The sequence below is a fragment of the Jannaschia seohaensis genome (genome assembly GCF_900116765.1).
Classification (GTDB): Bacteria; Pseudomonadota; Alphaproteobacteria; order Rhodobacterales; family Rhodobacteraceae; genus Jannaschia; species Jannaschia seohaensis.
Window position 1 is genome coordinate 396,182 of record NZ_UETC01000001.1, and the last position, 20,577, is coordinate 416,758.

20 protein-coding genes are annotated in these 20,577 nt (G+C 69.2%); 8 read left to right on the forward strand and 12 right to left on the reverse strand.

Annotated elements, in window-relative coordinates:
- Positions 1–71 precede the first annotated feature (71 nt).
- From DTQ71_RS01925 to DTQ71_RS01955, 7 genes are all read right to left on the reverse strand, one after another.
- On the reverse strand, positions 72–1,412 hold the full coding sequence (locus DTQ71_RS01925; protein ID WP_109562588.1) for a M16 family metallopeptidase: 1,341 nt from the start codon (positions 1,410–1,412) through the stop codon (positions 72–74).
- Positions 1,409–2,755, reverse strand: a complete 1,347-nt coding sequence (locus DTQ71_RS01930; protein ID WP_245947205.1) for a M16 family metallopeptidase — start codon at positions 2,753–2,755, stop codon at positions 1,409–1,411. The genes DTQ71_RS01925 and DTQ71_RS01930 overlap by 4 nt, the downstream gene beginning before the upstream one ends.
- Before the next feature lie 144 nt (positions 2,756–2,899).
- On the reverse strand, positions 2,900–3,409 hold the full coding sequence (locus DTQ71_RS01935; protein WP_109562589.1) for a DUF3035 domain-containing protein: 510 nt from the start codon (positions 3,407–3,409) through the stop codon (positions 2,900–2,902).
- Between the two features lie 53 nt (positions 3,410–3,462).
- Positions 3,463–3,930 (reverse strand): signal peptidase II, encoded by a 468-nt coding sequence (gene lspA / locus DTQ71_RS01940; RefSeq protein WP_109562590.1) that lies wholly within the window; start codon positions 3,928–3,930, stop codon positions 3,463–3,465.
- Positions 3,931–4,113: 183 nt separating this feature from the next.
- A complete protein-coding gene (gene purH / locus DTQ71_RS01945; RefSeq protein ID WP_109562591.1) occupies positions 4,114–5,682 on the reverse strand; it encodes a bifunctional phosphoribosylaminoimidazolecarboxamide formyltransferase/IMP cyclohydrolase in 1,569 nt (522 codons plus the stop codon).
- A 15-nt stretch (positions 5,683–5,697) separates the two neighbouring features.
- Positions 5,698–7,422: a heparinase II/III family protein gene (locus DTQ71_RS01950; protein ID WP_109562592.1), complete on the reverse strand. Its 1,725-nt coding sequence runs from the start codon at positions 7,420–7,422 to the stop codon at positions 5,698–5,700.
- A 50-nt stretch (positions 7,423–7,472) separates the two neighbouring features.
- Positions 7,473–8,723: an RsmB/NOP family class I SAM-dependent RNA methyltransferase gene (locus tag DTQ71_RS01955; protein WP_109562593.1), complete on the reverse strand. Its 1,251-nt coding sequence runs from the start codon at positions 8,721–8,723 to the stop codon at positions 7,473–7,475.
- A 72-nt stretch (positions 8,724–8,795) separates the two neighbouring features.
- Here DTQ71_RS01955 and DTQ71_RS01960 point away from each other — a divergent pair, with 72 nt between their 5' ends.
- The gene (locus DTQ71_RS01960) at positions 8,796–9,092 is read left to right on the forward strand and encodes a DUF1674 domain-containing protein (RefSeq protein ID WP_342768094.1); all 297 of its coding nucleotides are present in this window, start codon (positions 8,796–8,798) and stop codon (positions 9,090–9,092) included.
- A 145-nt stretch (positions 9,093–9,237) separates the two neighbouring features.
- Here DTQ71_RS01960 and DTQ71_RS01965 read toward each other — a convergent pair whose 3' ends face one another.
- Positions 9,238–9,579 carry a dihydrodipicolinate reductase gene (locus DTQ71_RS01965; RefSeq protein ID WP_109562594.1) on the reverse strand — a complete coding sequence of 114 codons (342 nt, stop codon included), beginning with the start codon at positions 9,577–9,579 and terminating at the stop codon, positions 9,238–9,240.
- A gap of 103 nt (positions 9,580–9,682) precedes the next feature.
- The gene (dapB, locus tag DTQ71_RS01970; RefSeq protein WP_109562595.1) at positions 9,683–10,492 is read right to left on the reverse strand and encodes a 4-hydroxy-tetrahydrodipicolinate reductase; all 810 of its coding nucleotides are present in this window, start codon (positions 10,490–10,492) and stop codon (positions 9,683–9,685) included.
- Between the two features lie 114 nt (positions 10,493–10,606).
- On the opposite strand from dapB, the gene rbfA reads away from it, so the two are divergent.
- From rbfA to rpsO, 5 genes are all read left to right on the forward strand, one after another.
- Positions 10,607–11,041: a 30S ribosome-binding factor RbfA gene (gene rbfA / locus DTQ71_RS01975; RefSeq protein WP_109562596.1), complete on the forward strand. Its 435-nt coding sequence runs from the start codon at positions 10,607–10,609 to the stop codon at positions 11,039–11,041.
- Positions 11,038–11,760, forward strand: coding sequence for a phosphodiester glycosidase family protein (locus tag DTQ71_RS01980; protein ID WP_245947155.1), 723 nt, complete (start codon positions 11,038–11,040; stop codon positions 11,758–11,760). Before rbfA ends, DTQ71_RS01980 begins: the two co-directional genes overlap by 4 nt.
- Before the next feature lie 96 nt (positions 11,761–11,856).
- Complete coding sequence (gene truB, locus DTQ71_RS01985; protein ID WP_109562597.1) at positions 11,857–12,759, forward strand: tRNA pseudouridine(55) synthase TruB; 903 nt, start codon at positions 11,857–11,859, stop codon at positions 12,757–12,759.
- A 569-nt stretch (positions 12,760–13,328) separates the two neighbouring features.
- Positions 13,329–13,847: a DUF1643 domain-containing protein gene (locus DTQ71_RS01990; protein ID WP_109563117.1), complete on the forward strand. Its 519-nt coding sequence runs from the start codon at positions 13,329–13,331 to the stop codon at positions 13,845–13,847.
- Positions 13,848–14,230: 383 nt separating this feature from the next.
- Positions 14,231–14,500, forward strand: coding sequence for a 30S ribosomal protein S15 (gene rpsO, locus DTQ71_RS01995; RefSeq protein WP_109562598.1), 270 nt, complete (start codon positions 14,231–14,233; stop codon positions 14,498–14,500).
- Between the two features lie 102 nt (positions 14,501–14,602).
- On the opposite strand, the gene DTQ71_RS02000 is transcribed toward rpsO, so the two are convergent.
- Together DTQ71_RS02000 and DTQ71_RS02005 are read right to left on the reverse strand one after the other, a co-directional pair.
- Positions 14,603–15,118: a GNAT family N-acetyltransferase gene (locus tag DTQ71_RS02000; protein WP_109562599.1), complete on the reverse strand. Its 516-nt coding sequence runs from the start codon at positions 15,116–15,118 to the stop codon at positions 14,603–14,605.
- Positions 15,119–15,120: 2 nt separating this feature from the next.
- On the reverse strand, positions 15,121–16,548 hold the full coding sequence (locus tag DTQ71_RS02005; protein WP_109562600.1) for a PQQ-dependent sugar dehydrogenase family protein: 1,428 nt from the start codon (positions 16,546–16,548) through the stop codon (positions 15,121–15,123).
- A gap of 286 nt (positions 16,549–16,834) precedes the next feature.
- Here DTQ71_RS02005 and pnp point away from each other — a divergent pair, with 286 nt between their 5' ends.
- Positions 16,835–18,964: a polyribonucleotide nucleotidyltransferase gene (pnp, locus tag DTQ71_RS02010; protein WP_109562601.1), complete on the forward strand. Its 2,130-nt coding sequence runs from the start codon at positions 16,835–16,837 to the stop codon at positions 18,962–18,964.
- Between the two features lie 311 nt (positions 18,965–19,275).
- Here pnp and DTQ71_RS02015 read toward each other — a convergent pair whose 3' ends face one another.
- Entirely contained in the window at positions 19,276–19,977 is a 702-nt protein-coding gene (locus DTQ71_RS02015; RefSeq protein WP_109562602.1) for a glutathione S-transferase family protein, read from the reverse strand.
- A 141-nt stretch (positions 19,978–20,118) separates the two neighbouring features.
- Here DTQ71_RS02015 and mscL point away from each other — a divergent pair, with 141 nt between their 5' ends.
- Positions 20,119–20,565, forward strand: coding sequence for a large conductance mechanosensitive channel protein MscL (gene mscL, locus DTQ71_RS02020; RefSeq protein ID WP_109562603.1), 447 nt, complete (start codon positions 20,119–20,121; stop codon positions 20,563–20,565).
- The last annotated feature ends 12 nt before the right edge of the window (positions 20,566–20,577 follow it).

Consider the following 20,577-nt stretch of genomic DNA (forward strand, 5'->3'; position numbering starts at 1 on the left):
TGTTCGGGCCGGGCGCGGTCCTCATTTCGCCCGACAGTCCTGGCCGCGGGGTGCCCCGCGGCCGACCGGGTTCAGCCGTCGCTCGCGGGGGCGGGCAGGGGGCCGGTCTCCAATCCGTCCGGCTGGCCCACCACGACGAAATGCAGGTTCTCCGGTTGGAGGATGCGCCGCGCGACGCGGGCGATGTCCTCGGGCGTGACCGCCATGATGTTGTCGTTGCGCGTCGCGATATACTCGATGGGCAGATGCTGTGCCTGCATCGAAACCAGGATCCCCGCGATATTGGCGTTGCCGTCGAATCGCAGCGGATAGGCGCCGGTCAGATAGGTCTTGGCGGCGTCCAGCTTGTCAGTGGCGATACCGTTCGCGGCCACGTCCGCCCAGATGTCGCGGACGATCTGCACCGCCTCGGCGGTCTTGTCGTTGGACGACGAAAACTGGCCCATATATTGCGCCGCCAGATCCCGCGGCACCAGGAAGCTGCCGATGCCATAGGTCAGCCCGCGCTCCTCGCGGACCTCGGTCATCAGCTTGGAGGCGAAGCCAGAGCCGCCGAGGATGTGGTTCATGACATAGGCGGGGAAGAAATCCTCGTCGTCGCGCATGATGCCCTCGTGGCTCCAGAGCACCAGGGATTGCGGCGTAGGGAAATCGACGACCGTGATGCCGCCAGCGAGCGCATACTCGGCCTCGGGCACCTCGGGCGCGCTGCTTTCGGGCAGGGCGCCGAGCAGCTCGTCGAGCAGCGGCCCGAGTTCCTCGGCGGTAATGTCGCCGGTGACGCCGACATGTACACGGTCGCGGGTCAGTGCCGCCCCATGCGCCGCGACGAGGTCGTCGCGGGTCAGCGCCGACACCGTCTCCCGTGTGCCCTCCAGCTGGGTGCCGTAGGGATGGTCGGGAAAGGCCAGGCGAGCCATCGTGGCCGACGCGATCTCCTGCGGGTCGGTCTCGTCCTGGGCGATGCCGGCCAGCACCTGGTCGCGGACGCGGTCGATATCGTCCTGCTCGAATTGAGGCGAGACCAGCGCATCGCGGAGCAGCGCGAGCGCGTCGGCCCGGTTCTCGGTCAGTACCTGGGCCGAGACCGACACGCTGTCGTTGAACGCCTCGAAGCCGAAGCTGGCGGCCAGGCCTTCGGTCGCCTCGGCGAAGGCGCGGGCGTCGCGGTCGCCGGCACCCTCTTCGAGCAGGGCCATCATCAGATTGGTGGCGCCGCGCTTGCCCGGCGCGTCCAGGTTGGCGCCGCCTTCGAAGTGCAGCTCGATGGCGACGAAGGGGATCGACGGCTCTTCCACCAGCCAGGCGGTGATGCCGCCCTCCGACGTGACCTCCTGGATCTCGACGGCGGCGAGCGCGGGCAGGGGCAGAATGGCCGCGGCGGCGACGGTCAGGGCGCGCAGGAAGGTCATTGGCTCACCTCCTCGGTCGGGGCTTCGGGACGGGTGAGATAGCCCGTGACGGACCTGTTCATGTCGAAAACGCGTTCGGCGGCGGCCAGGATGTCCTCCTCGGTCACGGCCTCCAGGATGCGCGGCCATTCCTGCACATCCTCGACCGTCAGGCCCGAGGTGATGGCGACGCCGTAATTCCGCGCGCGGCCCTGCAGGCTGTCGCGGCCATAGATCTCGGAGGCGCGGATCTGCGCCTTGATCCGCTCAAGCTGGGCGTCCTCGATCCCCTCCTCCAGGAGTTGCGCGATCATCCGGTCCATGTCGGCCTCTGCCTCTTCCAGCGAGCGGCCGGGCACGGGCATGACGACCAGACCGAAGGTCGTGTCGTCCAGCGAGGTGCCGCTGTAGAAGGCCGAGGTATAGAGCGCGGTGCCCTCTTCCTGCTCCAGAGTGCGGCCCATGATCGAGGTCTGAGAGGACCCGCCGAGCACCTGCGCCAGGATCGTCAGCGCGGCGGCTTCCTCCTGTGCGCCGGCATCGCGCTCGGGGGCGAGATAGGTGCGGATCACGTAGGGGTTCGAGACCCGGTCATCTTCCATCGTGGCGCGGCGTGGCACCAGTTGCGGCGGCTCGGAAGGGCGGACCCGCGGGGCGAGGTCGGGATTGGCGGCGATGGGGCCGTAATGCTCCAGCGCGAGGCGCTCGACCTCGGCGGGGTCGACATCGCCCGCGACGATCAGGGTCGCGTTGTTGGGGGCGTAATGCTCCCTGTAGAAGTCGATGGCATCCTGGAGCGTCAACTCCCGGATCTCCTGCGGCCAGCCGATGATCGGAATGGCGTAAGGGTGGTTGAGATACTGGATCGCGCGCCGCTGCTCGGCGAAGATCGCGCCGGGATTGCTGTCGGTGCGCTGTGCCCGCTCCTCTTGGACGACATCCCGCTCCGTCAGGAAGTCGTCGCTGTCGAGCCGGAGGTCGCGCATCCGGTCGGCCTCCATCTCCATCATCAGGCCCAGACGGTCCGAGGCCACCCGCTGGAAATAGCCGGTATAGTCGTAGCTGGTGAAGGCGTTGTCGGAGCCCCCCTGCGCCTCGACGATGCGGGAGAACTCGCCCGGACCCAGATCGTCGGTGCCCTTGAACATCAGGTGTTCCAGGTAGTGGGCGATGCCCGACTTGCCCGGCGGCTCGTCGGCGGCGCCCACATCGTACCAGACCATGTGGACGACGACGGGCGCGCGGTTGTCCTCGATGACGATGGCGTCCATGCCGTTGGGCAGGGTGAAGGTGGTGACCGTGTCGTCGCCGGTCTGCGCCGCGGCGGGCAGCGCGAGGGCGAGGGCGGCGGCGAATATGGGCAGTCGCAAGGGCAGGCTCCGATGCTGGGGGTCCGCAATATTCCTGTCCGACAGATAGGAACGCAACGCGCGATTGCGAACGGGATGGGTCTGCGGCTTCACGGAGATGTCAGCGCGGCGGCGGGTCGCATCGGGGGCCTCTCCGGCTCAGTCCAACAGCTCCGGGTCCGGCGGGGCGGCGACCGTGCGGATCCCCAGGCGGCGCAGGCGCTCCAATTCCCCATGCTGGTCGAGGGACTGGGGCTCGTAGGCGTCGAAATAGACGTTCACGCTGAACAGCCGCTCCAGAAGGCGGCCGTCATTGGCCCGGCGGAAGGCGAGATCCTCGGCCGCGAGACGGTCGCGGATGTTGCCCTCCACGCCGTAGCGCGTCACGGCGGCCACCAGCGCGCCGTCCGCGCCGACGCCCCGGTCGATATTGCCGCCCAGCGCGGCGATGGCCTCGGCCTGGGGCTGCGGGTCGGTGCGGTTGACCCCGCCGGGCGTGGGCGGCGGCAGGGCGTCGAAGCTCTCGGGCGTCTCGAGCGGGCGGGTCGGCAGAATGCCGAACTCGTCGGGCGTGCGGTCCTGGGCGCGCACGTTGAACAGCGTCGGGTTCTCGCGCTCGCAGGCGGAGAGCGTGATGGCGGCCAGGACGGCCAGGGCGACACGGATCATCGCAGGTCCCTCGATCTCTGTGCCGCAAGGTCTAACGCGGGCGGGCCGCGGGGTCACGGGGTCTTCTTTTTTTCGGTTTCGCCCCAGATCACCAGGCCCGCCGCCCCGGCGAAGATGAAGACATCCGCCAGGTTGAAGGCAAAGGGATTCCGGATGCCGCAGCAGGACATGTTGAGGAAATCCGCCACCGCCCCATAGAGCACCCGGTCCAGCGCATTGGCCAGCGCCCCGCCGATCACCAGCCCGGCGGCGACGCGCGCCACGGGCCGGTCGAAGCCCCGCGCCCAGCGCCACAGCAAGATCGAGATTCCCACGGCCAAGGCAACGAGGCCCCAGCGCGCTCCCGCGCCCGAGAAGAGCCCGAAATTGATCCCCTCGTTCCAGCCCATGCGGAACACGAGGAACGGAGGCAGCACCGGCAGGATCAGCACTTCCTTGAGGTTCAGCCCGAAGACCACGATCAGCTTGGAGAGCTGATCAACCCCGAAGGCCGCGACGGCCGCGATCCAGAGTCCTCTCATCCCAGGCGTTCCCCTCTCCCGTCCGGTCCGATGCGCCTCCACCCCGGTCGCGCGGCACCGCTCGTAAAGGACAGGGCTCTCATCTTGCCGAAAATACCTCGGGGTCCGGGGCAGAGCCCCGGTCCGCCGGTTCCGCACGCGCTTGCGGTGCTAAACAATAGTGCCCTCCTCGCGGCACCCACCTCAGTGCCGGAAATGCCGCATGCCGGTGAAGACCATCGCCAGCCCGGCCGCGTCGGCCGCCGCGATGACCTCTTCGTCGCGCATCGACCCGCCGGGCTGGATCACCGCCTCGGCCCCCGCCTCGGCGGCGGCCAGCAGCCCGTCCGCGAAGGGGAAGAACGCGTCCGAGGCGACGACCGAGCCCTTGGCCATCGTCTCGGGCAGGCCCAGCACCTCCGCCATGTCCTGCGCCTTGCGGGCGGCGATGCGCGACGAGTCGACCCGGCTCATCTGCCCCGCGCCGATCCCCACCGTCGCGCCGTCCTTGGCATAGACGATGGCGTTCGATTTGACGTGCTTGGCGACGGTCCAGGCCAAAGCCATGTCGTCCATCTGCGCCTTGGTCGGCTGGCGCTTGGTGACGACGCGCAGGTCGCTCTCGGTCACGTGGCCCGCGTCGTGATCCTGCACCAGCCAGCCGCCGGCGACCTGTTTCATCATTCTCCGCGCGGCCGCCGGGTCGGGCAGGGTGCCGGTGGTCAGCAGGCGCAGGTTCTTCTTGGCGGCGAAGACGGCCTTCGCTTCGTCGGTCGCGTCGGGAGCGATGACGACCTCAGTGAAGATCCCGGCCATCAGCTCCGCCGTCTCGGCGTCCAGCGTGCCGTTCAGCGCGACGATGCCGCCGAAGGCCGAGGTCCGGTCGCAGTCGAAGGCTCTCTGGTAGGCCTCCGCCAGGGTCTCGCCGGTGGCCACGCCGCAGGGGTTGGCGTGCTTGATGATCGCGACGGCGGGGCGTTCGGTGAACTCGGCCACCAACTCCACCGCCGCATCGGTGTCGTTGATATTGTTGTAGCTCAGCGCCTTGCCCTGATGTTGCGTGGCCGTCGCCACGCCGGGGCGCGCCGAGCCGTCGGTGTAGAAGGCCGCGCTCTGATGCGGGTTCTCGCCATAGCGCAGGGGCTGGGCCAGCCGGGCCGAAGCGGCGACGCGGCGCGGGGTGTCCTCGAACCGGGCCATCCAGGTCGAGACGGCGGCGTCATAGGCGGCGGTGCGGCCATAGGCGATGGCCGATTGGCGCTGGCGGAAGGCGAGGGTCGTGGCGCCGTCATTGGCCTCCAGCTCGGCCAGCAGCGCGCCGTAATCCTCGGGGTCTGTCACTACGCAGCACCAGCCCTGGTTCTTCGCCGCCGCGCGGATCATCGCCGGGCCGCCGATGTCGATATTCTCGATGCAGCTCGCCTCGTCCGCGCCCGAGGCCACGGTCGCCTCGAACGGGTAGAGGTTGACGACCAGCAGGTCGATCGCCTCGATCCCATGGGCCTCCATGTCACCCGCATGGGCGTCGCGCAGCGCCAGCAGGCCGCCATGCACCTTGGGATGCAGCGTCTTGACGCGCCCGTCCATCATCTCGGGCGAGCCGGTCAGATCGGCCACGTCCCGCACGTCCAGCCCCGCCTCACGCAGGGCTTTGGCCGAGCCGCCGGTGGACAGAAGCTCCACGCCGCGCGCGGCAAGGGCCTGGCCTAGCTCGATCAGCCCCTCCTTGTCGGAGACGGAGAGAAGGGCACGTTTCAGTGGCACGGTGGTCATAGGCAATCCCAGATTTCATACGCCTTCGGCGGGCGAGGGCGGCAGGTCCACCGCCTCCTGCGCCCGCGTCAGGGTCCAGTCGATGGTGGCCGCGTACTTCACCACGCGGTCGGATAAAACCACCTGGGTGGCGGCGCGCGGCTTCAGCCGCCCCGGCTCCAGGTGGACGGAGGGGTCGACCGACATCTCGATATCGCGCCCGGGGCGAAAGACCCAGACCTCGCCCGATGCCAGCGTGATCGAGACGGCCCGCCCGCCCAGGTCCAGCTCCGCCTGGGCGTCGGGGTGCAGATGGAAGCGCACCTTGTAGGGGAAGCCCTGCAGCTTCGCCTCGGTCATCGCGTCGTCGAACCGCTCCTTGTCGGAGGCCTTGATCGCGCGCAGCCCGTCCTCCCCCTCCAAAAGCCGCCCATCGGTCGACAGGATCAGGCGGCGCAGATGGGTCAGCCCATGGGAGGGGACATAGCCGTCATGGCTGAACATCGCCGTGGACGAGCGGCGGGAATTGCTACGCTGCCATTGCACGTGTTTGGGCGTCTGGATCAGCGGCGCGATGCGGCGGCCGCCCTCCTCGATCAGGGGGCCGATGCGGGACGAGGACCAGCCATCCAGGATCAGCGTCGAGTGCGAGGCCGTGGCCCGGCCCGCGCGATGCCATTCCGGTCCGAACGGCCCGCCGGGGCCGCAATTGACGATCACCGGGCTGCCGCCCGAGGTCATCTCGAAGGCCAGGGTGGAGGCGGCGGCCGAGCCCGAGACGCGGCCCGTGGGCGGTGCCTCCGCATCGACGATGAGTGTGGTGCGCCCATGGGCGATCGGCACGAAGCCCATGGCCAGCCCGCTGTCGTTCCGCGCCCGGATGCCGGAGGTCGCCAGCACCCGGTCCAGCCGCCCCTCGCGGCCCCGCCCGCCGCCATGGAACCGCGCGAGGCCCCCATCGGCATGGCGCAGCGCCCGCAGGGTGGGGATGATCCGGGCCTGGGCCTCGGACAGCCCCTGAGGCACCGCGTGGTCAGAGGCGGTCAGGGCCTCGATGCTCCAGCCGAGCAGCGTCGCGACCTCCAGGAGCGCCTCGGGATTGCGCGCCGCGATGCCGCCATCCGGCCCCACATCTTCGCCCATGGCACGCGTCAGCGCGGCCGCGGCGTCGTCGCAGAGCCCGGCCATCCCGTCCAGCGTCAGCCCGGCATAGAGCAGCCCCGTCAGCGCCTCCATCCGGGGCAGGCCCGCGGGCGCGTCCTTCCAATGGGCGCGCAACAGGCCCGCCTGGGCATAGGCGCTCTCGAAGAAGGCGGCCTGGTCGGCGGGGCGCAGCGATTGCAGCAGATCCGGCGCATGGCTGATCCAGCGCAGCAGCCTCCGCCCGGTCAGCGGCATCGTCCAGCCCGGTCCCGTCCCGCGCCCATAGCGCTGCACCCACTCCACCACCCAGCCGCGCACCCGCGCGATCGCGGCTCGGTCGCCGGTGGCCATCACGTCGTCCAGCCAGCCCATGCCGTGCAGCTGCATCTCGAAGGGGATCGAGGGCGCCTCGATCTCCCAGGGGGAGGTTTCCTGCGCCTCGACCAATTGACCCGCGAAATGCCAGATCCCGCCGGCGATCTGACGCCCGCGCCGGGGCGCGCCGCTGCCGCGGGGCGGGGGCTGCCAGGCCACGCCGCGCGGGCCTTTGGCGGGCATGGCGCGGCGCACGCGCCAGCGCGTGGCCAAACTTTCGCGGAACCCCGCCCCCGTCGCCATTCAGCCCCCTTTCAGCCGATGGCGGACGTTACGGTCTGGCCGCGCCGGTGTCACGCTCGTGTCCGCAGCACGGCCATGTAGAACCCGTCCATATGCCCCCGTTCAGGCCAGAGATCGGGCAGCAGGCGTAAGCCATGGGCGGAGCCGGTCTCGGGCGGCAGGCCCAGCGCCGCGGGGTCGGGCGGCTCGGCAACGAGCCCGGGATGCCGGCCTAGCGCGGCCGTCACCTGATGCTCCCCCTCGACCGGCAGCAGAGAGCAGGTGCAGAAGACCAGTCTGCCGCCCGGCACGACGAAGCCGAGCGCCCGGTCGATGAGCTTGTATTGCAACTCCGTCAGCGCCTCGACATCCCGCGCCTCCCGCAGATGGGGCAGGTCGGGGTGGCGCCGGATCGTGCCGGTGGCGGTGCAGGGCGCATCCAGCAGCACCGCATCGAAGGGGGCCTCGGGCGTCCAGTCCAGCGCGTCCGCGGTCACGAGATCGGCGGTGAGCCGCGTGCGCTCCAGGTTCTCCGCCAGCCGCCGCATCCGCGCCTCCGACAGGTCGAGCGCTGTGACCCGCGCCCCCGCCGCCGCCAGCTGCATCGTCTTGCCGCCGGGCGCCGCGCAGAGATCCAGCACGCGGAGCCCCGCCACGTCCCCGAGCAGCCGCGCGGGGATCGCGGCCGCCGCGTCCTGCACCCACCAGTCGCCGGTCTCGTAGCCCGGCAGGGCGCTGACCTGCCCGCGCGGCAGCCGCAGCGAGCCGGTGGGCAGCAACTCGGCCCCCGGAACGGTCACGCCGGGCTTGGGCGTCAGATCCAAGGGGGCCGGGACCAGATGCGCGGCCTCGATCGCCTCCAGCCGGTCGCGGCCCCAGGCCTTCGCCAGGGGCTTGCGCAGCCAGGGGGGCAGGGCGGGGGGCGGCAGCGCGTCCCACTCGGCGCGTGCGTCCGCCAGCCCGCGCAGCACCGCGTTGACCAGCCCCGCCTGCTTGGCGGTCTTCGGACTGCTCCGCGTCAGCGCCACCGCGTCGTGGACGACGCCATGGGGCGCGGCGTCCAGCACCATGAGTTCGACCGTCGCAAGCCGCAGGATGTCGCGGGTCCGGGCGGCGGGCTGCCGCGCCATCCGCTGCTTCAGCAGGGCGTCGGCCCGACCCATATGGCGCAGAACGGTCCCGGCGAGGCGCAGCGCCCGCGCCGCCTCCGCGCCTTCCAGGCCGGAGGCGCCGTCATCCAGCATCCGCCCGTCGCGCAGCACATGGGCCATCAGGCGCAGCGCGCCGCGGCGGGCGGTGAGGCCGTCTCGGGGGTCGGACATCGGGTCGCCTCTCCTTGGCAGCGGCGCGGGCGGGACGTATATCAGACGGGCCGGACCGACAAGGAGGCACCCATGGCCGAGCGCATGAATGTCGACCCCACCGACCTGCCGCAGGCGCGCGCCGATGCGCCCGCCTGTCCGACCGACGCCCGCCGTCCCGAGCCTGAGATCCGCCCCCTCACCCCCGAGGAAGAGGCCGCCCGCCGGGCCGCCCTCCCCGCGGTCGCCCGCCGCGCCCTGGAGGAGGCCGATGCCCGCCGCGCCGCCGCCACCCCTGTCGACCGTCCGCTGGAGCTTGGCGGCCGCAAGGGGCCGGAGCCCGTGCGCTATGGCGATTGGGAGGCGAAGGGCATCGCCATCGACTTCTGACCGGCCCCGGATGACATAACCCGGCGTGCCCGGCCCGCGCCCGACCAAGTCACCCGCCCCGAGCGGGTCGCCTCCCCCTCCATCACGGGTTCAAAAATACTCACATCGCACCGCGCCCCCCAGGCGCGGCGCCTCGGAGCCCGCGCTACCGAAGCCGCAGATCCGCCTGGTCGCCCGCCCCGCGATCCGCTGTGAACCGCAGAACGTCGCCCAAGACCTGCACCACTTGGCAATTCCGCGGGAAGTCCCGCAGCAGCGTGTCCAGCGTCCGGCAGAAGAACCCACCCTCCCAGGTCCAGCCGCCCGTGACCCGCAGCCCGAATCCCCGCCCCGAGATCGAGCCGTCGACGCCAACGCGCAACGAAACGCCATCCCCGCTCAGCGTCCGCCCCTGGACAAGCGAGAGGAACGCGTCGCGGCTCTCCACCCGCTCGAAGGCGAGGGCGGGGGCCGGAAGGAGAAAGAGGAGGACGATAAACGCGCGCATGATCCGAATACGGCCAGCGGCTCCGGCTGGATCAGTCCTTCTTCTGGCCGGAAATACTCCGGGGGGGCGCCGCAGGCGCGGGGGGCTGGCCCCCCTCCGCCCTCTATTTCAGGCCCAGCACGTCCAGCATGTCGAAGGCGCCCGGCCCCTTCCCCTGGCCCCAGAGCGCGGCCTTCAGCGCCCCGCGGGCAAAGACCGACCGGTCCGTCGCCTGATGGCGCAGGGTGATCCGCTCGCCATCTGCGGCGAAGATCACGTCATGCTCGCCGATCACGTCCCCGCCCCGGATCGCGTGGAAGCCGATGGCGCCGCGCGTCCGCGCCCCCGTCATCCCGTCCCGTCCCCGGTCGGCCACGGCGTCGAGCTCGACCCCCCGGCCCTGCGCCGCCGCCTCGCCCAGCATCAGCGCCGTGCCCGAGGGCGCGTCGACCTTATGGCGGTGATGGGCCTCGACGATCTCGATATCGTAATCGGCGTCCAGCGCGCCGGCGACCTGGGCCACGATCTGCGTCAGCAGGTTCACGCCCAGCGACATGTTCCCCGCCCGCACCACCGTGGCGTGGAAGGCCGCGCGGTCGATCACCGCGATATCCTCGGGCGTGAGCCCCGTGGTCCCGATCACATGCACCGCGCGGGCCTGGGCGGTCAGCTCGGTCATGGCGACGGTGGCGGCGGGGGTGGTGAAGTCGATCACCGCCTGGGCGCGGGACACGACCTCGATCGGATCGTCGGTCACGGGCACGCCATTGGCCGCACCGCCCGTCACCTCGCCCAGATCGCGGCCCGCCCAGGGGTGGCCCGGCGCTTCGGTGACACCGACGAGATGCGTGGCGTCGTTCTCCTGGATGAGTTGGCAGAGCATGCGCCCCATCCGTCCCGATCCGCCCATGACCACGATGCCGGTGCTGCTCATCTCATGCCCTCCTGTCGGCCCGGCCCCCGTGATGGCCCGCCCCGCGCCCCGTGGCAACGGCTTGCGCGCGCGGGCGCCGCGGCCTATCTGACGCCCCTTCCCAGGGAGGCGCCCATGGCACGATCCAGATCCGAAGACCGCGGCCCGTCGCAGCGCCAGCTGCGCGTGGGCGAGCTGATCCGCCGCACCCTCTCGGAGGTGCTGATGCGCGGCGAGGTGCACGATCCCGAACTCAACGCGATGTCGATCACCGTGGGCGAGGTGACGATCACCCGTGACCTCAAGATCGCCACCGCCTGGATCATGCCGCTGGGCGGCGAGAGGGCCGAGGAAGCGATCGCCGCGCTCAACCGCAATCGCGGGGCGCTGCGCCATCTGGTGATGAACGGTCTGACCTTGCGCCACGCGCCGGAGCTGCGCTTCCGCATTGACGAGACCTTCGACCGGATGGACGCGACCCGCCGGATGCTGGCCGACCCCCGCGTGCGCCGCGACGTCGAAGCGGGTGGGGAAGCGGGTGGGGAGGCGGACGGGGAGGACACCGAGTGATCCGGCTTGCCGCGTTGCTCTGGCTCGCGCTGGCTACGACGGCGGCGGCCTGCGAAGCGGTGTCCCACCGGGACCGCGCCTTCACCGTCTGCACCGCCGATCTGGCGATCCACGACATCGCGCTGCGTCTCAACGGCGCGGATGGCCGCGCGCTGGGGACCTTCGTCGCGCTGGAGACCGTCACCGACGCGCCCATCGCCTTCGCGATGAACGGTGGCATGTATCACCAGGATCGGCGGCCCGTGGGCCTCTATGTCGAGGATGGCCGCGAGGCGAAGCGGATCGTGACCTCGGCCGGCCCGGGGAATTTCGGGATGCTCCCGAACGGCGTCTTCTGCGTCGAACGAGGCCGCGCCCGTGTGGTCGAGAGCCGCGCCTTCGCGGCCCGTCCTCCCGCCTGCCGTCAAGCTACGCAATCCGGCCCGATGCTGGTGATCGACGGCGCGCTGCATCCGCGTTTCCTGCCCGGCAGCCCCTATCTGAACCTGCGCAACGGCGTGGGCGCGTCCGCCGATGGGCGCCGTGTTCACTTCGTCATCTCCGACGAGCCGGTCACTTTCCACGAGATGGCGACCCTGTTCCGCGACGTCCTCGGCCTGCGTGACGCGCTCTATCTCGACGGCCGCGTCTCCCGCCTCTATGCGCCCGCCCTGGGCCGGGCCGATCCCGGCCGCCGCATGGGTCCGATCCTGGTGGTGACGGAGAAAACCGATGGCTAGTGCCGCCCCCAAAGCGCTCTGACCCCTCAGCACGGGTTCACAAATACTCACGTCGCGCCGCCCGCCCCAGGCGCACCGTCTCAGAAAGGAGTACCCATGGCACGCCGCAAGAAGGGCCGCCCCATCCACGGATGGGTCATCGTCGATAAGCCCGCTGGAATCGGCTCGACCCAGGTCGTGGGCAAGGTGCGCTGGGCGTTCGACGCGCAGAAGGCGGGCCATGCGGGCACTCTGGACCCGGACGCGACCGGCGTGTTGGCCGTGGCGCTGGGCGAGGCGACCAAGACGGTGCCTTTCGTGACCGACGCGCTCAAGGCCTACCGCTTTCGCGTGGCCTGGGGGGCGGAGACGTCGACCGACGACGCCTCGGGCGAGACCGTCGCCACCTCGGAGGTCCGGCCCGACGCGGCCGCCGTCGAGGCGGCGCTGCCCGCCTTCCGGGGCCAGATCGAGCAGATTCCGCCCCAGGTCAGCGCCGTGCGGGTCGAGGGCGAGAGGGCCTATGACCTCGCTCGCGAGGGCGTCGAGATGGACCTCGCGCCGCGCCCGCTCTGGGTCGAGCGGCTGGAGATCATCGCGGCCGACGCGGACGGGGTTGAGCTGGAGATGGTCTGCGGCAAGGGCGGCTACGTTCGCAGCATTGCGCGCGATCTGGGCCGGGCGCTGGGCACCTATGGCCATGTCGCCTGGCTCCGGCGCCTCTGGTCCGGGCCGTTCGAGGCCGAAGCGGGGATCTCGCTGGAGGAATTGGAGCGCCTGGCCCGCACGCCCGAGCTGGAAGCGCATTTGCGGCCGTTGGAAATGGGTCTGGCCGACCTGCCCGCGCTGCCCGTGACCGAAGCGGCGGCGACGCGGCTGCGCCATGGCAATCCGGCTGAAGTCCTGTCGGGGGCGGAGTTCGGCGAGACCTGCTGGGCCGTGCGGGATGGGCAGGCGGTGGCGGTGGGCACCTACAAGGCCGGGATGCTTCATCCCTCCAAGGTGTTCCAGACCGGCTGAGGGCGGCGTTTGAAGCACTCGGAGCCGATCGCTCCGACCGATCGCCGCGAGTGTTTCAGGGGCTCACTAGATTGGGCCATCATCTCTCCGCTCCGGTGCCCCCTGGTGAGGGGGCTGCCGGGGGCTCCGGCTATACGTCTCTCCAGCACCGCAGCCGGAGATGCCGCATGACCGACAGCGTCGCCTCCACCACCCGGGCGCTTTTCGCCGCCGGTGCCCTCGCGACGTGGACGTCAAGGCGGTCTTCGCCGTCACGCCAAAGGGGATCGGGGAGATCGTTCTCACCCTGAGCGGGCTGATCGCCTTTCCGCTGGTTTATGTCCTGCTCGCCCGCGCGCTGCCGCCTCTGGCGCTGGACCCTGGTTCTTCGGCCTGCATTTTGACGCCCATCTTATCGCGGGCAACGCGCCGTTCCTGGGCGTCTCGGGTCTCACCGGGGATCCTCTGGGGACCCTCTTCGCGCGGGTCGCCGCGACAGGGATCGAGGCGCGTCCGCCGCGCTCTGGCCCGACATGCCGAAATGACCTGTTTCCGTGGACGCGGGGCCGGGCCTTTGGCATGTCGGCGCCATGCTGATCCGCACCCATCAAAAGGGCGATGCGTCCTCGACCGCCACCTATAGCGACGACGAGGTCTATCGCTACGACCTCACCCGCATCTGGGACCCCGAGGGCACGCGCGTGACCTTTGCCATGCTCAACCCCTCGACCGCCACCGAGCTCGCCAACGACCCCACCGTCGAGCGCTGCGAGCGCCGCGCCCGCGCCCTGGGGCACGGAGCCTTTCGCGTGGTGAACATCTTCGCTTACCGCGCCACCGATCCGCGGGACATGAGGGCCCATCCCGAGCCGGTCGGCGGCCCCGCCAACGACGCCGCCATCCGGGACGCCGCGCTCTGGGCGGATGAGACGGTCTGTGCCTGGGGCACCCATGGGACGCATCTGGAGCGGGGGCCGGCGGTAGAGCGGCTGCTGCGAGCGACCGGGCGGCCCTTGTTTCACCTCGGATTGTCCAAGGCGGGGCATCCGAAGCACCCGCTCTATATCGGGTATGCCGTGCGCCCCGTGCCCTGGGTCGTGCCCGGCTGAGATCGGGGAGGGGGGCTCTGCCCCCCGTCGCCAGGGGCGACTCCCCCCGAGGTATTTCTGGCAAGATGAGGTGGGGCTCGCGGCGAGGCGGACGAGGACGGCGCCATTGCCTCGCAACTTCGTCCGGCCCGGCGCGCAGGCCATTCCGACGGCGTCCAGCGCTGGGTCGAACGCCGCGAACCAGAGCGGAGGGAGCGGGAGGCGTCGCCGAGGATGGGGCCGGGCATGGGTGCCTTGTCGCAGGCGGCGTTGAGGACGGGTGAAGATCGCGCGAACGGGGCTTTCCAATCGGGGATTCGATGTGTATGCGACGCGCTCACTCCATGGGCCCGACCTGGACGACATCCCGGGCGGCGCCATCACCTCAAACCCAGGAGACCCCGATGTCGATTACCGTCGAAGAGAAGAACCGCCTGATCAAGGAATTCGCAACCAAGGAGGGCGACACTGGCTCTCCGGAAGTTCAGGTCGCGATTCTGACCTCGCGCATCAGCACGCTGACCGAGCACTTCAAGACCCACAAGAAGGACAACCACTCCCGCCGTGGCCTTCTGAAGCTGGTCGCGCAGCGTCGTAAGCTACTCGACTATACGCGCGCCAAGGACGAAGCCCGCTATCAGGACCTGATCAAGCGGCTGGGCATCCGCCGCTAATCACCGTTCCAAGACGAGTTGCGGCGCGCCCGTTCCGATGGAGCGGGCGTTTTCGTTGGTGCCGGGGGTGTCAGGTCCCGACGACTGGGGCAGCGCGCCCGATCAGTCGAAATCATATTGCATGAAGATGAAATACGGCTGCGCTTCGACCGGGTCCGAGCATTCGGGATAGGCGTCGATGTAGCGGAATCCCAGCTTCTCGTAGATCCGGATCATGTCCATGTTGCCCCGGATCGCGTTGACCAGAAGGGTCTTCCACCCGATCTCCCGCGCGGCCGCCATCCGCATGTCGACGATCGCCCGCCCAAGCCCGTGGCCCGCCGCCTTCGGCTTGACGTAGAGGCGTTTCAACTCGCCCGCGTCGGGCCGCGCCTGTTGCAGCGTTCCACAGCCGACGAGGTCGCCGTTGCCGTCATGGACAAGGATCAGCCGGCCGGTGGGTGGCAGAAACTTGTGCAGGTTGGGCCAGAAGGAGGATTTCAGATCTTCCGCCGTGTAGATCGTGGGGCCGCCGGCCGCTTCGAACTTGCGCAGGATGACGCCGTAATATTCCAGCAGCAGGGCATCGAGCGCCGCCTTGTCGGGAACCGTGTCGAAGGACGAAACGTCGTAGGTCATGGTCAAGCCCGGTCCTCCTCGATCCCGCGGCAACCGGATCGTCCCCTGCTCCCCATTGCCATGCCCGCAAGGAGAAGGGCGAAGGCCCAGCCCATGGCCGGCAGCGGTACCGCCGTTCTCACCTCGGTCAGGCGGAACGCGCGCCCCGCCCCCTCCAGGAGCACGCCCGCGCCGCCGTCGGCGAAGTTGAAGAAGCGCGGATCGACCCGGCCGTTGCGCGCGCCCAGTTCGAACAACGAAGTCGGGGCGCCGGATTCGTCCTGGAGATTGACCCGGAACACGTCCACCTGGCCCACGACCCAAAACGGGTCGGCCAGGGTCGCATAGACCCGGCCGGACACGAGGTCGCCGAACAGCGCGGCGATCCCGTCGAAGGAGCTTGCCGAAAAGACCGGTCCCGAGACCGCTGCGAATGTCAGATCCTCGCGCCCGAACTGGGCGTAGGGCTGAAGGAAGCCCGCCTCGCCCGGCGGCGCCTCTCCGACGGCGTCGGGCGCGCCTGTCACCCCAGGGGCGCCGGGGGCGATGTAGAATGTCCCCTCCCGCGCGAGGCCGTCGGCATTGCGGCCCCAGCCGAAATTCTCGATCACGGTCGTGTCGAGCAGGTCGGCGAGCGGGACGACGTTGATCTCCTCGGCGGTGGCCGCGCCGATATCGGACATCGCCACGGCGGTCTTGCTGGCGTCGGTCCAGGTCAGGCGCTGGGTATTGCGCAGGCCCTTGGCGACGACCTGGGCCGCGCCCGTCGTGGCGTCGATGCGGAGGATCTTCGACAGGTGCGAGCTGTCATCCTGCGGGGCGGCGCGTCCGTCCGTGCCGAAGAGCAGGCCGTCGCCGATCGCGAAGAGCACGTCGCCCCCGTCCAGGCCGAGCAGGCCGCCTCCGAGATGGCCGCTATCGCCGATGCCGAAACTCGCCAGTGCGACCGGGTCGGTGAGGGTTCCGTCGGAGGCGCGCCGATACCGGTAGACCACCTGGTAGAGCGGGGTCGAGGAATACTCGCCGACCGTGGGCGGCCGCCGGGCCGGGGGCGCGTCTGTCGGCAAGCTCTCCGAGAGGGTCGCGACGAAGACGGCGTCCCCCGCGCCGTCGGCGATATCGAGAATGGCGGCGCGGCTTGACGGGCTGAACCCGGCAGGGGCCGCGTTGGCGAGGTCGAGCACCGTCTGAAACCCGCTGGCGGTTTCCCGAAGGATGCGGCCGGCTTGGTCCACATAGTGCAACGCGCCGTCGATCGCCTTGGGCGCGGCGAAATTGTTGGGGCCGGGGGAGAAAGGGGTGGCGACCTCCACCGCGCGCACGATCACGCCGCTGGGACGGATCGGATCGGGGGCGAAGGTCGCCGCCCGCGCGTCGCCGGCGGACGACAGGAGGGACAAGATGAGGCCGACCAGCGCGACCAGACCCGTGCGTGCAACGTGCTGCGACATGACTGCTCCCGGTAGACGCGCCCCGCCCGTCGGACGGGCGGGCCTGTCCGAGCCTGCGGCCTGATCTGACCTTGCGTCAAGCGGAACCGCCGAATTGACTTGCCGCATCCGCCGAGGGGCGCGCAGTCTCTTTCCATCTGCGCAGAAAGCGCCTAAGGAGAGGCCGTCTGAGACGCGGCGCCCCGACCCCGGCGCCCGCACCATAGGATCAGGGGTCGGCGGCAATGGGGCCGCCATATGCCAGGGGACTCGGGAAGGGCCCGAGACCGCCCCAGACAGGATAGATATGTTCGACATCGTCAAGAAAGAGATGGAGTGGGGGCACGACACCCTCACCCTGGAAACCGGCAAGATCGCGCGTCAGGCCGATGGCTGCGTCATCGCCACCTATGGCGAGACCTCGGTCATGGCCGCCGTGACCTATGCCAAGGAACCCAAGCCGGGGCAGGATTTCTTCCCGCTCACCGTCCACTACAACGAGAAATACTACGCCGCGGGCAAGATCCCCGGCGGCTTCTTCAAGCGTGAGGCGCGGCCCACCGAGAAAGAGACGCTGACGAGCCGTCTCATCGACCGGCCGATCCGCCCGCTTTTCGTCGAGGGCTTCAAGAACGAGGTGCTGGTGATCTGCACCGTTCTGTCCCACGACCTGGAGAACGACCCCGATATCGTCGCGATGATCGCCGCCTCCGCCGCGCTGACGATCTCCGGCGCGCCCTTCATGGGTCCGATCGCCGGCGCCCGCGTGGGCTTCGTGGATGGCGAGTACATCCTGAACCCCTCCGTGGACGACATGCAGGGCCTGCGCAACGACCCCGAGCAGCGGCTCGACCTGGTCGTCGCCGGCACCAAGGACGCGGTGATGATGGTCGAGTCGGAGGCCTATGAGCTCTCCGAAGCCGAGATGCTGGGCGCGGTGAAGTTCGGCCACGACCAGATGCAGCCGGTGATCGACCTGATCATCTCGCTGGCCGAGGCCGCCGCGAAGGAGCCGCTGGACTTCCAGGCGCCGGATTACAGCGCCCTCCTGGCCCGCGTGACCGAGCTGGGCGAGCAGAAGATGCGCGACGCCTATGCGATCACCGACAAGCAGGTGCGTGTGAACGCCGTCTCCGCCGCCAAGGAGGCCATCAAGGCCGAGCTGTCGGAGGAAGAACTGGCGGACGCCAACCTTGGCACGGCGCTGAAAAAGCTGGAGTCGAAGGTTCTGCGCGGCGACGTGGTCAAGAACGGCAAGCGGATCGACGGGCGTAGCCTGGACACCGTGCGGCCGATCGTGGCCGAGACGGGCCTGCTGCCGCGGACCCATGGCTCTGCGCTGTTCACCCGTGGCGAGACGCAAGGCCTCGTCGTGACCACGCTGGGCACCGGCGATGACGAGCAGTTCATCGACGCGCTGCACGGCAATTTCAAATCCAACTTCCTGCTGCACTACAACTTCCCGCCCTACTCGGTCGGCGAAGTTGGCCGCTTCGGTCCTCCGGGCCGGCGCGAGATCGGCCACGGCAAGCTGGCCTGGCGCGCGCTTCAGGCGGTGCTGCCTTCGGCGACGGACTTCCCCTACACGATCCGCGTCGTCTCCGAGATCACCGAGTCGAACGGCTCCTCCTCGATGGCGTCGGTCTGCGGCGGCTCCCTGTCGATGATGGATGCCGGGGTGCCGCTCAAGGCGCCGGTGGCGGGCGTGGCCATGGGCCTCGTGCTGGAAGATGACGGCTCCTACGCGGTGCTGACCGACATCCTGGGCGACGAGGACCATCTCGGCGACATGGACTTCAAGGTCGCTGGCACCGAGGCGGGCATCACCTCGCTCCAGATGGACATCAAGGTCGCCGGCATCACGCCCGAGATCATGGAGAAGGCCCTGGCCCAGGCCAAGGACGGCCGGATCCACATCCTCGGCGAGATGGCCAAGGCGCTCAGCGCGCCCTCGGGCTTCTCGGAGCACGCGCCCCGCATCGAGACGATGCAGATCCCGACCGACAAAATCCGCGAAGTGATCGGCTCGGGCGGCAAGGTGATCCGCGAGATCGTCGAGGTCTCGGGCGCCAAGGTCGACATCAACGACGATGGCGTCATCAAGATCGCCTCGGCCAATGGCGAGGCCATCCAGAAGGCCCATGACATGATCTATTCGATCGTGGCCGAGCCGGAGGAAGGCAAGATCTACAAGGGCAAGGTCGTGAAGATCGTCGATTTCGGCGCCTTCGTGAACTTCTTCGGCAAGCGCGACGGCCTCGTGCATGTCAGCCAGATCGAGAACCGCCGCCTGAACCATCCCTCGGACGTGCTGAAGGAAGGCCAGGAGGTCTGGGTGAAGCTCTTGGGCTTCGACGATCGCGGCAAGGTCCGGCTGGCCATGAAGATGGTCGACCAGGAGACCGGCGAAGAGAAGGTGAAGGAAGAGACGGAGTGATCCCGCTCTCCTTCTAGGATCGAAGGGCCCCGGCAGCGATGCCGGGGCCCTTTTTCTTGGGATCGCGCTGCCTCGGAGAACAATCAGTCTCATCCGGGCAGATGGGACCGATTTCGGGATCAAAAGCCGCATTCGGCGATTCACCGTTTCCCGAATGACAGCTTCGGACGGCCCATTTCGTGATATCTGTTAAGAATGCCGAAACGTCTTCGGTTCAAAGTTGAGTTATGTTGGTACGAGTAGAAATCGCGGCGATGTCTGCCGCTCTGTGCTTCCTGCTGATCTTGCTAGGGGCTTTTGCCGCGGGGGGATCAGCCTTCCCGCGGCGGGACATTCAATCCGCGCATGACGGCGTCGCGCGCCATGAAACGGTTGAGATAGGCCTGCAGGGCGGGGTGATCCTCCCAGCCGACTAGCTCTTTGGTGCCGTAGTAATTCAGGGCATTGAGCCAAGGCGCGATGGCAATGTCGGCGGCCGAAAACTCCCCCGCGATCCAGTCGCGCTGCGACAGCTCTCCCGACAGCACGGCCAGCAGGCGCTTGGCCTCGGAGGCATATCGGTCGCGCGGGCGCTTGTCCTCCCATTGCGCGCCCGCGAATTTCGCGAAAAAGCCCACCTGCCCCAGCATCGGCCCCAGCCCCCCCATCTGGAACATCAGCCATTGCGTCACGCGGGCCTTGTCGGCGGCGGTCTCGCCCAGAAGCTTGCCGGTCTTCTCGCCCAGATAGAGCAGGATCGCCCCGCTCTCGAACAGGCCCAGCGGCTGGCCGTCCGGCCCGTCCGGGTCGATGATGGCGGGGATCTTGTTGTTGGGGTTGAGCGAGAGGAATTCGGGCGACTTCACGTCCGCATCCGAGAGCGTGACGCGATGGGCCTCGTAGGGCAGGCCGGTTTCCTCCAGCATGATCGCGACCTTGACGCCGTTTGGGGTCGGAAAGCTGAAGAGTTGCAGGACCGACGGGTCCTTCGGGGTCCATTTCCGGGTGATGGGGAAAGCGCTGAGATCGGCCATCGGGGCCTCCTGGGTGAGAGCAATGGCGCTTCACCTATGGCGGCCGGGCGATTACGAAACCGGCTAGAAGCGTGCGCAGGACCGGAACGCCCTGTGCGGAGCGCGCGCGCCCCAAGTCGCACGCGAAGAGTGGTGGTAAAAATGCTAAAAGAATTCAAAGCCTTCATTGCCAAAGGCAATGTCATGGACCTGGCGGTGGGGATTATCATCGGCGCGGCGTTCACGGCGATTGTGAACTCGCTGGTGCGGGACCTGATCAACCCGGTGATCGGTTTGATCCTCGGCGGGATCGACTTCACCTCGATGTATTGGGTGCTGTCGGGCGAGGTGCCGGCGGGGGTCGGGCTAGAGGCCGCGCGCGAGGCGGGAGCCGCGATCTTCGCCTATGGTGCTTTCGTCACGGCGGTGATCGAATTCCTGATCGTCGCCTGGGTCGTCTTTTTGCTGGTGAAGGTCGTCAACCGGATCAAGGCGGCAGCCGAAAAACCTGCCCCCGCTGCCCCCGAGGCAAAGCCGGGTCCGTCCGAGTTGGAGGTGCTGCTTCAAATCCGCGACGAGATCCGCGCGGGCCGCAGCCCGGCGGAGTGAGGTCGGCGTAGG

Excerpts from the sequence above, each read along its gene's own strand:
- DTQ71_RS01925 (WP_109562588.1), bottom strand. The coding sequence starts at position 1,412 with ATGACCTTCCTGCGCGCCCTGACCGTCGCCGCCGCGGCCATTCTGCCC.
- DTQ71_RS01935 (WP_109562589.1), bottom strand. The coding sequence starts at position 3,409 with ATGATCCGTGTCGCCCTGGCCGTCCTGGCCGCCATCACGCTCTCCGCC.
- lspA (WP_109562590.1), bottom strand. The coding sequence starts at position 3,930 with ATGAGAGGACTCTGGATCGCGGCCGTCGCGGCCTTCGGGGTTGATCAG.
- purH (WP_109562591.1), bottom strand. The coding sequence starts at position 5,682 with ATGACCACCGTGCCACTGAAACGTGCCCTTCTCTCCGTCTCCGACAAG.
- DTQ71_RS01950 (WP_109562592.1), bottom strand. The coding sequence starts at position 7,422 with ATGGCGACGGGGGCGGGGTTCCGCGAAAGTTTGGCCACGCGCTGGCGC.
- DTQ71_RS01955 (WP_109562593.1), bottom strand. The coding sequence starts at position 8,723 with ATGTCCGACCCCCGAGACGGCCTCACCGCCCGCCGCGGCGCGCTGCGC.
- DTQ71_RS01960 (WP_342768094.1), top strand. The coding sequence starts at position 8,796 with ATGGCCGAGCGCATGAATGTCGACCCCACCGACCTGCCGCAGGCGCGC.
- DTQ71_RS01965 (WP_109562594.1), bottom strand. The coding sequence starts at position 9,579 with ATGCGCGCGTTTATCGTCCTCCTCTTTCTCCTTCCGGCCCCCGCCCTC.
- dapB (WP_109562595.1), bottom strand. The coding sequence starts at position 10,492 with ATGAGCAGCACCGGCATCGTGGTCATGGGCGGATCGGGACGGATGGGG.
- rbfA (WP_109562596.1), top strand. The coding sequence starts at position 10,607 with ATGGCACGATCCAGATCCGAAGACCGCGGCCCGTCGCAGCGCCAGCTG.
- truB (WP_109562597.1), top strand. The coding sequence starts at position 11,857 with ATGGCACGCCGCAAGAAGGGCCGCCCCATCCACGGATGGGTCATCGTC.
- DTQ71_RS01990 (WP_109563117.1), top strand. The coding sequence starts at position 13,329 with ATGCTGATCCGCACCCATCAAAAGGGCGATGCGTCCTCGACCGCCACC.
- rpsO (WP_109562598.1), top strand. The coding sequence starts at position 14,231 with ATGTCGATTACCGTCGAAGAGAAGAACCGCCTGATCAAGGAATTCGCA.
- DTQ71_RS02000 (WP_109562599.1), bottom strand. The coding sequence starts at position 15,118 with ATGACCTACGACGTTTCGTCCTTCGACACGGTTCCCGACAAGGCGGCG.
- DTQ71_RS02005 (WP_109562600.1), bottom strand. The coding sequence starts at position 16,548 with ATGTCGCAGCACGTTGCACGCACGGGTCTGGTCGCGCTGGTCGGCCTC.
- pnp (WP_109562601.1), top strand. The coding sequence starts at position 16,835 with ATGTTCGACATCGTCAAGAAAGAGATGGAGTGGGGGCACGACACCCTC.
- DTQ71_RS02015 (WP_109562602.1), bottom strand. The coding sequence starts at position 19,977 with ATGGCCGATCTCAGCGCTTTCCCCATCACCCGGAAATGGACCCCGAAG.
- mscL (WP_109562603.1), top strand. The coding sequence starts at position 20,119 with ATGCTAAAAGAATTCAAAGCCTTCATTGCCAAAGGCAATGTCATGGAC.